This is a genomic window from Campylobacter sp. P0085 (genome assembly GCF_002139495.1).
Lineage (GTDB): Bacteria > Campylobacterota > Campylobacteria > Campylobacterales > Campylobacteraceae > Campylobacter > Campylobacter devanensis.
The window spans coordinates 73,219-86,848 of record NZ_MJKB01000002.1 but is presented as its reverse complement, the minus strand read 5'-3'; the positions used below and the strand labels follow the sequence as shown (position 1 = coordinate 86,848).

The 13,630-nt window shown below is 34.4% G+C and carries 15 protein-coding genes; 3 read left to right on the top strand and 12 right to left on the bottom strand.

The annotated features are described in order from the left end of the window. Positions 1-127 precede the first annotated feature (127 nt). Genes CIGNP85_RS02280 through cysK form a run of 3 tightly spaced genes read left to right on the top strand, consistent with a single transcriptional unit; the run spans position 128 to position 2,727 of the window. Complete coding sequence (locus CIGNP85_RS02280) at positions 128-1,399, top strand: O-acetylhomoserine aminocarboxypropyltransferase/cysteine synthase family protein (protein ID WP_086241332.1); 1,272 nt, start codon at positions 128-130, stop codon at positions 1,397-1,399. Next, positions 1,396-1,809 (top strand): RrF2 family transcriptional regulator, encoded by a 414-nt coding sequence (locus tag CIGNP85_RS02275; protein ID WP_086232121.1) that lies wholly within the window; start codon positions 1,396-1,398, stop codon positions 1,807-1,809. The genes CIGNP85_RS02280 and CIGNP85_RS02275 overlap by 4 nt, the downstream gene beginning before the upstream one ends. 9 nt (positions 1,810-1,818) lie before the next feature. Beyond that, positions 1,819-2,727, top strand: coding sequence for a cysteine synthase A (gene cysK / locus CIGNP85_RS02270; RefSeq protein ID WP_086228035.1), 909 nt, complete (start codon positions 1,819-1,821; stop codon positions 2,725-2,727). Between the two features lie 26 nt (positions 2,728-2,753). Here the strand turns inward: cysK and CIGNP85_RS02265 are convergent, their stop codons facing one another. From CIGNP85_RS02265 to CIGNP85_RS02210, 12 genes are all read right to left on the bottom strand, one after another. Beyond that, positions 2,754-3,167, bottom strand: a complete 414-nt coding sequence (locus CIGNP85_RS02265) for a hypothetical protein (protein WP_086228972.1) — start codon at positions 3,165-3,167, stop codon at positions 2,754-2,756. 46 nt (positions 3,168-3,213) lie between these two features. After that, on the bottom strand, positions 3,214-3,690 hold the full coding sequence (locus tag CIGNP85_RS02260; RefSeq protein ID WP_086228037.1) for an ankyrin repeat domain-containing protein: 477 nt from the start codon (positions 3,688-3,690) through the stop codon (positions 3,214-3,216). A gap of 83 nt (positions 3,691-3,773) precedes the next feature. Further along, positions 3,774-5,207 carry a catalase gene (locus tag CIGNP85_RS02255; RefSeq protein WP_086252440.1) on the bottom strand — a complete coding sequence of 478 codons (1,434 nt, stop codon included), beginning with the start codon at positions 5,205-5,207 and terminating at the stop codon, positions 3,774-3,776. Positions 5,208-5,410: 203 nt separating this feature from the next. Next, complete coding sequence (gene cmoA / locus CIGNP85_RS02250) at positions 5,411-6,115, bottom strand: carboxy-S-adenosyl-L-methionine synthase CmoA (protein WP_086224571.1); 705 nt, start codon at positions 6,113-6,115, stop codon at positions 5,411-5,413. Continuing rightward, positions 6,112-7,005 (bottom strand): bifunctional riboflavin kinase/FAD synthetase, encoded by an 894-nt coding sequence (locus CIGNP85_RS02245; protein WP_086286766.1) that lies wholly within the window; start codon positions 7,003-7,005, stop codon positions 6,112-6,114. The genes cmoA and CIGNP85_RS02245 overlap by 4 nt, the downstream gene beginning before the upstream one ends. Next, complete coding sequence (gene tlyA, locus CIGNP85_RS02240; protein WP_086286765.1) at positions 6,974-7,675, bottom strand: 23S rRNA (cytidine-2'-O)-methyltransferase TlyA; 702 nt, start codon at positions 7,673-7,675, stop codon at positions 6,974-6,976. Before tlyA ends, CIGNP85_RS02245 begins: the two co-directional genes overlap by 32 nt. Further along, on the bottom strand, positions 7,665-9,611 hold the full coding sequence (gene ligA / locus CIGNP85_RS02235; RefSeq protein WP_086286764.1) for an NAD-dependent DNA ligase LigA: 1,947 nt from the start codon (positions 9,609-9,611) through the stop codon (positions 7,665-7,667). The genes tlyA and ligA overlap by 11 nt, the downstream gene beginning before the upstream one ends. Then, positions 9,608-10,747, bottom strand: a complete 1,140-nt coding sequence (gene folP, locus CIGNP85_RS02230) for a dihydropteroate synthase (protein WP_086286763.1) — start codon at positions 10,745-10,747, stop codon at positions 9,608-9,610. The genes ligA and folP overlap by 4 nt, the downstream gene beginning before the upstream one ends. Continuing rightward, a complete protein-coding gene (locus tag CIGNP85_RS02225) occupies positions 10,744-11,367 on the bottom strand; it encodes a DNA polymerase III subunit delta' (protein ID WP_086241337.1) in 624 nt (207 codons plus the stop codon). Before CIGNP85_RS02225 ends, folP begins: the two co-directional genes overlap by 4 nt. After that, complete coding sequence (locus CIGNP85_RS02220) at positions 11,364-11,903, bottom strand: HobA family DNA replication regulator (protein WP_086244584.1); 540 nt, start codon at positions 11,901-11,903, stop codon at positions 11,364-11,366. Before CIGNP85_RS02220 ends, CIGNP85_RS02225 begins: the two co-directional genes overlap by 4 nt. Then, on the bottom strand, positions 11,903-13,120 hold the full coding sequence (locus tag CIGNP85_RS02215; RefSeq protein ID WP_086224578.1) for an aspartate kinase: 1,218 nt from the start codon (positions 13,118-13,120) through the stop codon (positions 11,903-11,905). Before CIGNP85_RS02215 ends, CIGNP85_RS02220 begins: the two co-directional genes overlap by 1 nt. Next, positions 13,120-13,590: an RNA pyrophosphohydrolase gene (locus tag CIGNP85_RS02210; protein WP_086224579.1), complete on the bottom strand. Its 471-nt coding sequence runs from the start codon at positions 13,588-13,590 to the stop codon at positions 13,120-13,122. Before CIGNP85_RS02210 ends, CIGNP85_RS02215 begins: the two co-directional genes overlap by 1 nt. Positions 13,591-13,630: the final 40 nt, after the last annotated feature.

The window sequence follows — 13,630 nt, the reverse complement described above, 5'->3', positions numbered from 1 at the left end:
TAATATCCCTTTTTACCGAAAAAAATTGAATAAATTTAATAAAATATATATATATTATTGATTTACTTGACATTATTAAATTTTTTTGCTACAATTTGCTTATTAATTTGAGTAAAAAGGAGATAAAATGCAAAAAGAAACTTTAGCAACACATTATGGCTATGATACAAAGGTTGGTACAGGTGCTATGTCAGTGCCTATTTATCAAAGCACAGCTTATGATTTTGGTACAGCTGAGACTGCGGCAAATAGATTTGCTCTAAAAGAGCTTGGGCCTATATATTCTCGTCTTACAAACCCAACTCTTGATATATTTGAAGCTCGCATTGCAGCCCTTGAAGGTGGCAAAGCAGCTATTAGCACTTCAAGTGGTCAAGCGGCGATATTCTTTGCAATTGCGAATTTAGCTGAAGCTGGCGACAATATAATAGTAGCTAAGAAAATTTATGGTGGTGCCACTACACTTCTAACTCACACTATTAAAAGATTTGGTATAAAAGCTAAAATTTTTGATTCTGATAGTGCTGATGATTTAGAGGCTTTAATAGATGATAAAACCAAGGCTATATTCTTTGAAACTCTATCAAATCCACAAATAGCTATCGCAAATGTAGAAAAAATCGTTGAAATAGCTAACAAATATGGCGTAGTAACAGTAGCTGATAACACAGTTGCGACTCCAATTTTATTTAACCCAATCAAAAAAGGCGTAGATGTCGTAGTTCATAGCGCTAGCAAATATATCAGCGGACAAGGCATTAGCGTAGCTGGTGCCATCGTAGCTGGCGAACAACTAAACCAAAAATTAGTCGGCAACAAAAGATATGACCACTTCAATCTAGCCGATGAGAGCTATCACGGCTTAGTATATGCTGATTTGGTGGGGGCTTTTGATATCTATACTTTAAGAATTCGCCTAAGTCTATTAAGAGATATTGGTGCTACACTTTCAGCATTTAACGCTTGGCAATTAATACAAGGCTTAGAAACTCTAAGTATCAGAGTCAAAGAACACTCTAAAAACGCACTAAAAGTAGCTGAGTTCTTAGAATCTCATCCAAAAGTCAAATATGTAAATTACCCAGGCTTAAAAAGCTCAAATTTAAATGCATATGTCAAAGCTAATTTCACAGATGGCCTAGCTAGTGGGCTTTTGAGCTTTGAAGTAGCTGATTATGAAACAGCTAAAAAAGTACTAGATAGCGTCAAAATCTTTAGCGTAGTAGTAAATATCGGTGATAGCAAATCCATAATCACTCATCCAGCTAGCACAACTCATCAGCAAATTCCAGCCGATGAATTAGCAGCTACTGGCATTAGCCCAGGCTTAATACGCTTAAGCATAGGCCTAGAAAACGCTGATGATTTAATAAGCGATCTTCAAGAAGCATTAAAATGAGCCTACTTACAACCAAAGGTGTGTATGGCTTGATGGCTATTCTCGAGATATCAAAAGGAGATAGAAGCAATCCTATCTCCTTAAAAGATATCTCATTAGCTATAAATGTTTCAAAAAACTATTTAGAACAACTTCTAAATAGTCTTCGCAAAGATGGTATAGTAGGTAGTATTAAAGGAATTAAGGGTGGGTATTATCTTAGCAAACCTATAGATGAGATCACCCTTTATGATCTATTTAACAGCTTAGAAAATGAATTTAATCTAATAAATATAGAGTTAGAAAATAATCTATATAATCTATTTTTTAAAGAATATAATGATAAGTTAAAAGAGCTTTTTATGCAACCTTTAAGCAGTATTAAAATAGATCAAGCACAAGCTGGTAAATATCTAAACTATATAATTTAAGGAATAAAGATGAAAATTGCAAATAGCGTAAGCGAATTAATCGGCAACACTCCGCTTATCAAAATAAATAAATTCGGCGTTGAGGCTAATATTTTAGCTAAATGCGAATTTCTAAATCCTAGCCACTCGGTTAAAGATAGAATCGCTTTAAATATGATTGAGAGTGCCATCGCAACTAATAAAATTGATAAAAGCACTACAATCATAGAACCAACAAGTGGCAACACAGGTGTAGGCCTAGCCATGATAGCAGCTGAGCGTGGGCTTAAAATTATCTTAACAATGCCAAGCTCAATGAGTATTGAGCGCCAAAAATTACTTAAAGCATTTGGTGCCGAGTTGGTATTAACAGATCCAAAATATGGTATGCAAGGCGCTGTAGATGAAGCATTAAGGCTATCAAAAGAGATACCAAATAGCTTTATACCAAGCCAATTTGATAACCCTGCAAACCCTGAAATGCATAAAAAGACAACCGCACTTGAAATTTGGAATGATACAGATGGTAAAGTCGATATATTAGTCGCTGGATTTGGTACTGGCGGGACGGTAAGCGGTGTTGGTGAGATACTAAAATCTAAAAATCCAAATATCAAAGTAATCGCAGTTGAACCAGCTAAATCACCACTTCTAAGCAAAGGCGAAGCCGGCCCACATATGATCCAAGGTATAGGTGCTAACTTCATACCAAAAAATTTAAATAGAGATGTTATAGATGAGTTTTTAACTGTCTCAAATGAAGATGCTATCGCAACTGCTAAAGCATTAGCTCAAAAAGAAGGATTATTAGTCGGGATATCAAGTGGAGCAAATATATACGCCGCTAGCCAAGTAGCAAAGGCAAATCCAGGCAAAACAATCGTAACAATCTTATGCGATACCGGTGAGAGATATCTATCAACTGTGCTTTATGATTAAAATTTTTGGAGTGACTTCACTCCAAATCATATAACTGCAAATAACTTTTTAAGACTACTATTTTCTAATTTTTCACTATCGTAGGCTGAATTTAGTTTTTGTAAATCTTTTTTATACCTATCTAGTGTCTCTTCGATACTAGCAAGCGCTGCTGCTTTATCGGATGGATTCATATTTGAAACATCTAATGCCTTTAAAAGCTCGGCTCTTTTGATCTCTAATTGCTTTTCAATTTTCTCATTATTCATAATATTTACAGTATTCATTATACCGTATTTATTTATATTATCTCTAAAAGTATCAACGCTATCTACACTACTACTTTTGCTATCACTTTGTAGCATTTGAGATAATATATCTTTAAATTCAGCATCGCTTTTATAATGCTTTGAAGTACCATATACTTCATTTTGATTTTTTGATATATTATTTATTTGCATATTTTATCCTTAATAATTATTAGATAAAATAAGCAATTTTTATTCCTTAAGCAGCACTATTTTTACTAAATATTCCAAGTATTTTAGCACTTATTATTTTAAATATACCTCTTTTTTTACTCTTACTTAATAGATACTTAGCAATTTCTGCTCTATTAAACATAATAGCAAAACTATATGGAGTAAGCCCCATTCCATTATTTGCATCGATATTAGCTCCTGCTTCTACAAGTAGCTTAACTATTTCAAGATTCCCTTTAAAGCATACTCCAGCTAGCGGGGTTTGACCTCGATCGTTTCTCTCATCAACATTTGCACCACGCTCTAAAAGCATCTTAGTTGTCTCATATGAGCCATTATAACTAGCTAGCATTAACAAACTATCGCCTTTATGATTTTTAAGATTTACATTTAATCCTGCATTTAGCATTAACTCTAGCTGAGCAAATTCATTATTTCTAGCAAAGTTAAATGCATATCCGCACAGCTCTTCATATCGTTTTTCTTCTTCTGGAGTTATCATTTTCTATCCTTATTGTAAATTTAAATTCCATTTTTATGATACTTAAATTTACAATATCTCCCCCAAATATGGGGGATGTTTTATTATTTAGCCAAAGCCGCTTTAACGCCTTTTGCGTATTCTGGGTCTATCTGTTCGAAGTGATTAATCGCTCTTTGGATTATCTCATCTTTGACCCCTTCCATACTCTCAGCGATATTAGAGTATAATCTATCTTTTTCATCAGCCGGAAGTATCTTGTATAAAGCTCTTGCATCTGTGTAGTAATCAGCATAATGCTCTCTATGGCTAAATCTTTGCGCTATATCACCAATAGCCAAATCTGGCTCAGCAAATTTAGCACTCTCTACTGGCCCACCAAAGCTATTTGGCTCATAATATGCTGATTTTTCTTGTGCATAGCTACCATTATTCATAGCTCCACCTACATAGTAGTTATTGACTTCAACTATTGGCTTATTAACTTCAAGTTGTTGATAATGCACACCAACTCTATATCTTTGAGCATCTGGATAGCTAAAAATTCTAGCTTGTAGCATTCTATCTGGGCTATATCCGATACCTGGGACTATATTGCTTGGGCTAAATGCTGCTTGCTCTACTTCGTTAAAGTAGTTTTCAGGATTTTTATTTAAGGTCATTACACCAACTGGTATTAGCGGATAATCTGCGTGTGGCCAAATTTTGGTTAGGTCAAATGGGTTGAATTTAGCATTATTTGCTTGTTCTTCGCTCATAATTTGAATTTTAAAATCCCATTTAGGAAAATCGCCTTTATCAATCGCTTCATATAGATCTCTTTGATGGCTCTCTCTATCTTTTGCGATTATTTTAGCCGCTTCTTCGTTTGTTAGATTTTTGATACCTTGGCGAGTTTTGAAGTGAAATTTAACCCAAAATCTCTCACCATTTTGATTTATTAAGCTATATGTATGACTGCCAAAACCATGCATATGACGATAACTTGCTGGAATTCCTCTATCGCTCATTAAGATCATAACTTGGTGCATTGTCTCAGGATTTAGCGTCCAAAAATCCCACGCAGCATTTGCTGATCTTAAGTGTGTTCTTGGGTCTCTTTTTTGCGAGTGGATAAAATCTGGGAATTTCATACCATCTTTGATAAAAAATGTCGGTGTATTATTACCTACTAAGTCCCAATTGCCCTCTTTAGTATAAAATTTAATTGCAAATCCTCTAACATCTCTTTCTGCATCTGCTGCACCAGCCTCACCAGCAACCGTGCTAAAGCGTAAAAATAATTTAGTTTTTTCACCTTTTTGAAGTACATTTGCTTTAGTATATCTACTAATATCTTCAGTAATCTCTAAAACACCATATGCACCACTACCCTTAGCATGAACTGTTCTTTCTGGGATTCTCTCTCTATTTTGAAATGCAAGTTTTTCAATCAATTGATAATCTTGAAGTAATACTGGACCGGTAGCACCTGCTGTGATACTAAACTGATTTGAGCTAATCGGATTTCCGCTAGCTGTATTTAATTGTTTTGCCATATAATTTTCCTTTTTAATAAATTTAATATGTAGTAAAATTATATGGCTTTTTTTAAAATATTTTATAAATAATAAAAATTATTATTTATAAAATATAAAACTATTTTTTTCTGGGGATATTTTATAAATATTGGTTTTAGTGCAATCTTAGTATGATTAAAATTGATATTAAAATCAAATATTAACCCATTTTAATTAATAGTTTATTTAAAAGCTATAAAAGAAGCAAAATTTGCCCATTTAAAAAATGTCTCTACGCTGCTAAATCCAGCATTTTTACATAGCTCTTTATTCTCATTTTCACTATATGGTATCAAAACATTTTCTAACGCTTGACGCTTTTGAGCTATCTCAAATTTAGAGTAACCTTGAGCTTCTTTATACTCTTGATATATATTAATCATCTCTAAATCTAGCTTTTTATCATCATATACTAGCTTTTCACTAAATACAAATAAACCATCATATTCCAAACTAGCAAAAATTTTCTTTACAAAATCATCTCTTTTAATAGGTCTAATAAACTGCAATGTATAATTTAAAAGCACTGCATCAGCCTTGCCATAATCATATTCTAAAATATCAGCTTGTATAAGATTAAGCTTTGCACCATATCCATTAGCCCTATTTGTAGCTCTTTGTAACATAGCAGGACTACTATCTAAACCTACAAGTTCAAGATCAGGACGCAATCTATAAAGTTCTAAAAGCGTAGTAGCAGTAGAGCATCCAAGATCGACAACTTTAGCACCCTGCCCTAATCTTTTAGATAAAAATAAAACAATAAGCTCTTGAGTCTGTTTATAAAATGGCACCGATCTAGATACCATATCATCAAATACACTAGCTACACTTTCATCAAATTCAAACTGCTTGCTTATTACATTTTTAAAGACCTCATCTCTCACTTATAAACCCCTTCTAAATTTCTTGAGTGCAAGCTTATCTCATCTATGCTCAAATCACAGCTTTTAGCAACATTTTGAGCTATTATTATATCTTTTGAAATTTGCCTTTTTAGATCTTCTAAATTATCAAATTTCATATTATCCCTAATCCACTCAACAAAGCAAACTCTGACAAAATTTGGCCTATAATCGATATTTTTATCTAAAATATGATTTTCAATCGCAAACTCTCCATCGGTACTAAGTCTATTACCGATAAAAGTTATAGAGCTATAAGTGATATCATCCATCTTTGTTCTTGTGGCATAGACGCCATTTTTAGGCACTAGATATGGGGTTATATCTAAATTTAACGTTGGATATAGATATTTTTTACCAATTCCTTGACCAGCTATCACCTTGCCAACTACGCTATACTCACGCCCCAAAAGCCTATTGGCCCTATATATATCACCATCACGTAAAAATCTTCTAATAGCTGAACTATGCACTCCAAGCCCATCAAAGCAAAACTCATCTACCACAACCACTTCACCATCAAATAGATGCTTTAAATCGTGCTTATCCCATGCTCTATCTTTGCCAAATTTAAAATCATAACCAACTACAATTTTTTTTAAATTCACAAAATCTTTTTTAAGCATATCTATAAACTCATCACCCCTAAGCTCAGATATATCATCTAAATCATAGTAAAAACAAGGCACACCGCTATACTCTTGGCGTCTATCTCCTGGAGTTAAACAGGCTCTGCCATTGCATATTACAACCAAAGCGCCACCATCGCCAAGCTTTTTAATTAACTCTTTATGTCCTTTGTGAATACCATCAAAACTTCCAATAGCTACAGATTTTACACTACTTTTTGAAATAGTAGAATAGTTCAATATTGCCTTCCTTGCCTTTTATTTTTGATTCACTTTTTTTAATTAACTTCCAACCTAAAGCATTACACTGAGTCTCAAAATTTATCATCGCTTTATTTATAGCTTTTTCATCTTTTACTACACCATTTTTGGTTCGTTTAGCATTTATTCCCACCTCAAACTGCGGCTTAAATAATAGTATAATATCATCAAGTGCAAGCCTATCAATATGCATAATAATATTTAACAACGAAATAAAGCTCACATCAGCAGTGATAATATCAAATTTATCACCACTTTCAAACTCCCTAATATCGGTATTTTCTTGGACTATTACTCTGCTATCATCTCTTAAATTTGGGCTTAATTGCATATTTCCTACATCTAAGGCTACAACTTCTTTTATCCCATTTTCTAACAAAATTTGGACAAATCCACCCGTGCTAGACCCGATATCCAAAGCGGTTTTACCACTTAAATCCAGCCTAATTTCATCTAAAAATCCAGCCAATTTAAGCGCTGCTCTACTAACATAAATTTGAGTTTTAACCTCTATCATATCGCTTGGTTCAATCTCTTGGCTAGCTTTTTTGATAATTTTTGAATCAGCCAATACTACGCCATTTTCTATAAGTCCAGCTGCTTGATTTCTACTAATATTTAAAGCCTTTGATACAGCTAGATCAGCTCTCATTTTTTAATCTTTCATACTCTATCTCATCTATTATTTTAATACCTAAAGATAGAGCCTTTTGATATTTACTTCCGCTTGACTCTCCACTTAATACAAAATCACTTTTAGATGATACTGACCCGCTAACCTTTGCTCCAAAGCTCTCTAATTCAGCCTTAATCTCATCTCTAGGGCGAGAAAGAGTGCCAGTTATTACTACTGTTTTACCGCTAAATATATTTTGAGTAGTGTTTATTTCATCTATAATTGGAGTTATATACTCTAATAACTCTACTACTTTGATATGATTAACACGCATAAACTCCAAATAGCTAAGCGCCATCGCTTCGCCAAAACCATCTAAATTTAAAAGCTCATCCATACTAAGGTCTAGCCATTTGTTAGGATAAACTGTAGCTATCTTTTTAGCTGCTACTTCACCGATATGTTCAATCCCAAGTGAAGTGATAAATCTATGAAGTGGTGGTCTTTGACTTGCTTTTATAGCATTTAGAGTATTTTCAATTTTTTTACTCTTAAAACCCTCTAATCCATCAAAACTAGAACTATCTAATCTATATATATCAATTATATTTGAGATTTTACCATTTTTATAAAGAAGCTCTATAATTGCATCACCAAGACCATCTATATTCATACACTTCTTAGAAGCAAAATATATAATAGAGCTTACAACTCTAGCCTTGCAACTTAAATTTTGACACTTAATAAACGCCCCTTCATCTAAAAGCTCACTTCCACACTCAGGGCATTTGCATGGACGGCTTATCGCTACTTCTTGGCCATCTCTTCTAGCCTTATATACATCAGTAATCTTAGGTATTACATCGCCACTTCTAATCACGCAAACCATATCGCCCTTCATAAGTCCTAGACGCTCAATCTCATCGAAGTTATGTAATGTAACATTTCTAACAAAAGCCCCATCAATCTCAACCCCATCAAGAACCCCAACAGGCGTAACTACACCTGTTCTGCCAACTTGCAAGGCTACATCTATAAGCTTAGCTGATTTTTGAATAGCTGGAAATTTATAAGCTACCATAAATTTAGGAAATTTTACTGTAAATCCTAATTCATCGCATTTTGCCAAGCTATTAACACGAACTACCATACCATCCATCATTATAGGCTTTTCATCTCTTAAAGATAAAAGCTCATCATAAGCTTGTCTAATCTCATCTATACTATTACAAACCCTAACAAAATCATCCCTTAAAAATCCTAAAGATCTAACAAAATCCATCATATCACTATGAGTATCAAATTTAAGATCATTTGCACCCACGCCCCATGGGTAAAATTTTAATTTTCTTGATTTTGTTATACTTGAGTCTAATTGTCTTAGGCTACCAGCGGCTGCATTTCTAGGATTAGCTAGTAAATTTTGACCATCTTTAGCACGATTAGCATTAATCTTTTCAAAATCACTTTTAGTTATAACTACTTCGCCTCTAATTTCAATAAGACCTCTATATGGAATCTGTAAAGGCACAGAACTAATAACCCTAGCATTGCTAGTAACATCTTCACCAATGGATCCATCGCCCCTTGTAGCTGCGCTTTTTAAAACTCCATTTTCATAGGTTAAATTCAAGCTTGCACCATCAAATTTAGGCTCTACAAAAAATCTTTGTGAGCGTTTATCCCCACGCTCTATCCACGCCAAAAGCTCATCATCACTAAAGATATCTTCCATCGACCACATTCTAGCTTTGTGGGCTATCTTCTCAAACTGCTCTAAAATCTCGCCACCAACTCTATTAGTAGGCGAAAATATCACTTTTAAATTTGGATTTTGGCTCTCAAACTCAGCCACCTTATGATACAAAGCATCATACTCATCATCACTTGCCATAGGTGTATCATCTGTGTAGTAGGCTCTAGCCCAATCATTTAGCTTATTTACTGCTTCTAAATACTCTTTTTGATTCATACTATCTCTAAATCCTTATATGCATTATGCAATTTTAACATCTGGATATGCTCTTTAGGGTCGTGTGTGCGAATGATACTAGCTCCATTTTCTATAGCTTTTTGGTGTAGATACAAGCTCCCAGCTAAGCGCTCATCTACGCTACTTGGGCTGTAATAATCTATCATAGATTTTCTACTAGCACCTACTAAAAGCGGATATCCAAAAGACAAAAAATGCTCTAAATGCTTAATCAAAGCCATATTATCACGAGCAGTTTTGCCAAATCCTATACCTATATCAAGATAAATTTGCTTAGCCTTAGACTCTTTAATCTCTTCTAATTTTTGAGCGAAAAACTCACTTATAAGCTCTAAAATATCGCTATCTTTAACATTGATTTGCATAGTTTTAGGATCGCCATTTTTATGCATTAGACAATACTTGGCATTGTATCTACCGGCTAAAAAAGCCAAATTTGGATCTGCGGTTATATCATTAACAAAGCTAAATCCATGATCTAAGGCATACTCCAAACACAATGGATCAAAGCTATCAAGGCTAAATTCCACCCTCTCATAAAGCCTATTAGCATAGATGAGATCTACAACTGGCTTGACTCTTTGAAATTCAGCCTTAGCACCGATATATTCGCTCCCTGGCCGTGAGCTTACCATACCGATATCTATATAATCGGCGCCCAAATCAATCACGCTCTCAATGCGCAAAATCGCATCATCAATGCCAACTCTACTTGCTGGATTGAAGCTATCATTATTGAAATTTAAAACCACCATAATCTCGCATTTTGATGGTTTTTTAAACGAATTTGATAGAAATTTAGCCAATTTATCTAGGCCAAAATCTTGAGCTAGCTCCTTTTTGGCTAGAATTTGAATTTGCTTATCATTTGCTATTAAAAGTGCGTTTTCTAACCCCACACCACCAAAAATTGCGTTATGAGAACTTACCAATTCAGCACCGATACTAAGGGCATCTTGCTTTAAGATATTTACAGCTACAGCCTTTATATCTTTGATTAAAATAAAATTTAAATTTGCCTTTTTTCTCATAATTTTCGCCCCACTTTTATGTGGTGATATAAAGTGGCAAATTTGGTCAAAATCACTATCTATATTTAATTTATACGCTCTCATTTTATCCTTTGCATTATTAGTAAAAGTAGCGGTAAAAGCGTGGTTTGAGCTTTGGAATTTAAATCTGTGATTCTATATAATTTATTAAAGTATATATAATCTTCATGGGTAAATTTAACCCCATTTTTGACTGCGTCTATTATTATGGATTTAAGTAAATTTAGAAGTTGAGTTTTGCTTAATTTATCGCTCTTTTCAAGTGCTGTTTGAGTAGATACATACTCATTGATATAACTTAAGCTTAGCTTAGTAAAGTCTATCCCCGTTGGCTCACTTTTGGTTAATTTAACCCTATTTTCTATACTTAATCTAGAGCGAATTGTAGCTAAAAATATATTTTTAGCTGGTGCGACTAAGACAAAGATTATATTTCTTGGTGGCTCTTCAAGGATTTTAAGTAGAGCATTTTGTGACTCAATGCCATATTTATTAGCCATAATTAGCAAAACTTTTGGCTCTTTTTCTGCGATATATGCTTGGGATAATATCTCTTTTACACCATCTATAAGCAAACTCTCATATTCAAAAATTTTTAGATACTCAGGCTTTAAGAGTTGAGAATACTCAATCTTAATGCTCTCAAAATCATCACTAATGATAATCTTACTATCTAAACTCAAAGCTCAACCTGACCAAATAACACAGCATCAATAGTGCGATCAAATAGTCTAAACATAGATAAAAGCTTAAAATCCAAATTCTCATCTGTAGAGCTAAGATAGAAGCTATTTTCTGCTTGTTCGTCAAATAGCCACATATAGCTACTGGTGCGATTTTTAGCTATTGCGCATAGCTTTGAGCTGCTTTTACCAATGTAAAAATATACAAATCCATTTGGAAATGCGATACTAAGCATATCATCAAGCAAGCTTATCTCCTCTTTGGAATTTATATCATTTAATCTTGGATATAAAGATTTAAGCGAGATAAATGGCAATATGGGGCGATGCGAGCCTTTACGATTAATACTACGCAAAAGATAGCTCTCAAACCAATCTCTATCTTCATCGCATATTACAATAAACGGCGCTCCATCAATCAAATATCTAAGCCTAGATGCAAGTAGTGGCGCCCACTCTAAACGCCTCTCTTCCATCCAGCTTAGCTCCTTGCTTGAACTCCTAATAGCGTCCAAACTCCATTTGATTAGATCCATTACTTCTCTAACTCATAAGCTTTATGAAGTGCTCTAACAGCTAATTCGCCATATTTTGCCGCTACTATCATTGAAATTTTAATCTCACTTGTAGAGATCATCTGAATATTAATCCCCTCATTTGCCAACACAGAAAACGCCATAGATGCTATACCGCTATGACTTTTCATACCTACGCCTACTACGCTTACTTTGACTACTTCGCTATCTATCTCAATAGATTTTGCGCTACCATCATCAACAACATTTCTAGCCGCTTCCATCTCATTTTGAGGCACTGTAAAGCCAAGACTTGTAGTACCATCTTCGTGGCTTGTATTTTGGATAATCATATCTACATTTATATTTTTATCAGCTAATTTTTTAAAGATACTAGCAGCAACTCCTGGCTTATCTACAACCCCTCTCATAGTTACTCTTGCTTGATTTTTATCTAGTGCTATACCGCTTATTAGTGCTTGTTCCATTCCTGATGTATTCATATCCGCTTCTCCTGTTATTAGTGTTCCTTCATTATTGTTAAAACTACTTCTAGTGACCAATTTCACCTTTAATTTTTTAGCTAACTCTACACTTCTATTTTGCAATACCTTCGCCCCCATACTAGCTAGCTCTAGCATCTCATCATAGCTGATTTTATCAAGTTTTCTAGCCTTAGGCTCGATTCTTGGGTCTGTGGTATATACCCCATCTACATCGGTATAAATTTCACACAAATCAGCGTCCAACGCTCCAGCCACAGCCACAGCACTAAGATCGCTTCCGCCACGCCCAAGAGTTGTTATATCTCCATCTTTTGTGACCCCTTGAAATCCAGCTACTACGACTATTTTGCCTTCTTTTAACGCCTCTTTCATCTTTTTACCATCTATATCGATAATCCTAGCTTTAGTAAAATCATCATTAGTGATAATCCCAGCCATATCACCGCTAAATGCCACAGCCTTATAACCTTTTGAATTTAATGCTATTGAAAGAAGTGAGCTTGTAACTCTCTCACCAGAGCTAAGTAGCATATCCATATCAGCGCTTTGTGGCTGAATTTTAGCAAAATGCTCAGCATATTCTATTAACTGATTAGTTACCCCACTCATAGCTGAAACTACTACTACTACATCATTTCCAGCATCTTTTGTAGCGATTACTCTCTTGGCTACTTCTTCTATTCTTTCTAAATTCCCAACACTAGTTCCGCCATATTTTTGTACAATTAGCATTATATAAACCCTTCATCTTTAAAATATTTAAGCACCTTAGCATAAGCACCCTTTTTAAAGTGATTAACCTTGCTTAATACATCATTTACAGGCATAAAGCAGTAATCATCAAATTCAGGATGTTTAGTCGCTAAATCTATTTTTGCATTTGGCTTTAATCTAACCAAAAAATATCTCTGAGTCTGTCCATCATACGGAGCCATCTTTTTAGCTATGCTTTTAGGGAAATCATACTCTAGCCACTTAGGATGCTCACACAAAATTTCTATTTCATTTGTTCCTATCTCCTCTTCAAGCTCTCTAAAAAGAGCCTCCTTAGGTGATTCACCCTCATCAATTCCACCTTGTGGAAACTGCCAAGCACCGCTAATATCGTGCCTTTGGGCGATAAATACCTTACACTCTAAAGGATAAGATGGAGATAAGATAATAGCCGCTACATTTGGGCGATATCTCTTGCCTTTATCCATTTTTTGTTCCTAAAAATTTGGTAAAATCCTACCTTAAAAG

Excerpts from the sequence above, each read along its gene's own strand:
- CIGNP85_RS02215 (WP_086224578.1), bottom strand. The coding sequence starts at position 13,120 with ATGCTAATTGTACAAAAATATGGCGGAACTAGTGTTGGGAATTTAGAA.
- tlyA (WP_086286765.1), bottom strand. The coding sequence starts at position 7,675 with ATGAGAGCTGATCTAGCTGTATCAAAGGCTTTAAATATTAGTAGAAAT.
- CIGNP85_RS02255 (WP_086252440.1), bottom strand. The coding sequence starts at position 5,207 with ATGGCAAAACAATTAAATACAGCTAGCGGAAATCCGATTAGCTCAAAT.
- folP (WP_086286763.1), bottom strand. The coding sequence starts at position 10,747 with ATGAGAGCGTATAAATTAAATATAGATAGTGATTTTGACCAAATTTGC.
- CIGNP85_RS02260 (WP_086228037.1), bottom strand. The coding sequence starts at position 3,690 with ATGATAACTCCAGAAGAAGAAAAACGATATGAAGAGCTGTGCGGATAT.
- cysK (WP_086228035.1), top strand. The coding sequence starts at position 1,819 with ATGAAAATTGCAAATAGCGTAAGCGAATTAATCGGCAACACTCCGCTT.
- CIGNP85_RS02275 (WP_086232121.1), top strand. The coding sequence starts at position 1,396 with ATGAGCCTACTTACAACCAAAGGTGTGTATGGCTTGATGGCTATTCTC.
- CIGNP85_RS02265 (WP_086228972.1), bottom strand. The coding sequence starts at position 3,167 with ATGCAAATAAATAATATATCAAAAAATCAAAATGAAGTATATGGTACT.
- ligA (WP_086286764.1), bottom strand. The coding sequence starts at position 9,611 with ATGAATCAAAAAGAGTATTTAGAAGCAGTAAATAAGCTAAATGATTGG.
- CIGNP85_RS02280 (WP_086241332.1), top strand. The coding sequence starts at position 128 with ATGCAAAAAGAAACTTTAGCAACACATTATGGCTATGATACAAAGGTT.
- CIGNP85_RS02220 (WP_086244584.1), bottom strand. The coding sequence starts at position 11,903 with ATGGATCTAATCAAATGGAGTTTGGACGCTATTAGGAGTTCAAGCAAG.
- CIGNP85_RS02210 (WP_086224579.1), bottom strand. The coding sequence starts at position 13,590 with ATGGATAAAGGCAAGAGATATCGCCCAAATGTAGCGGCTATTATCTTA.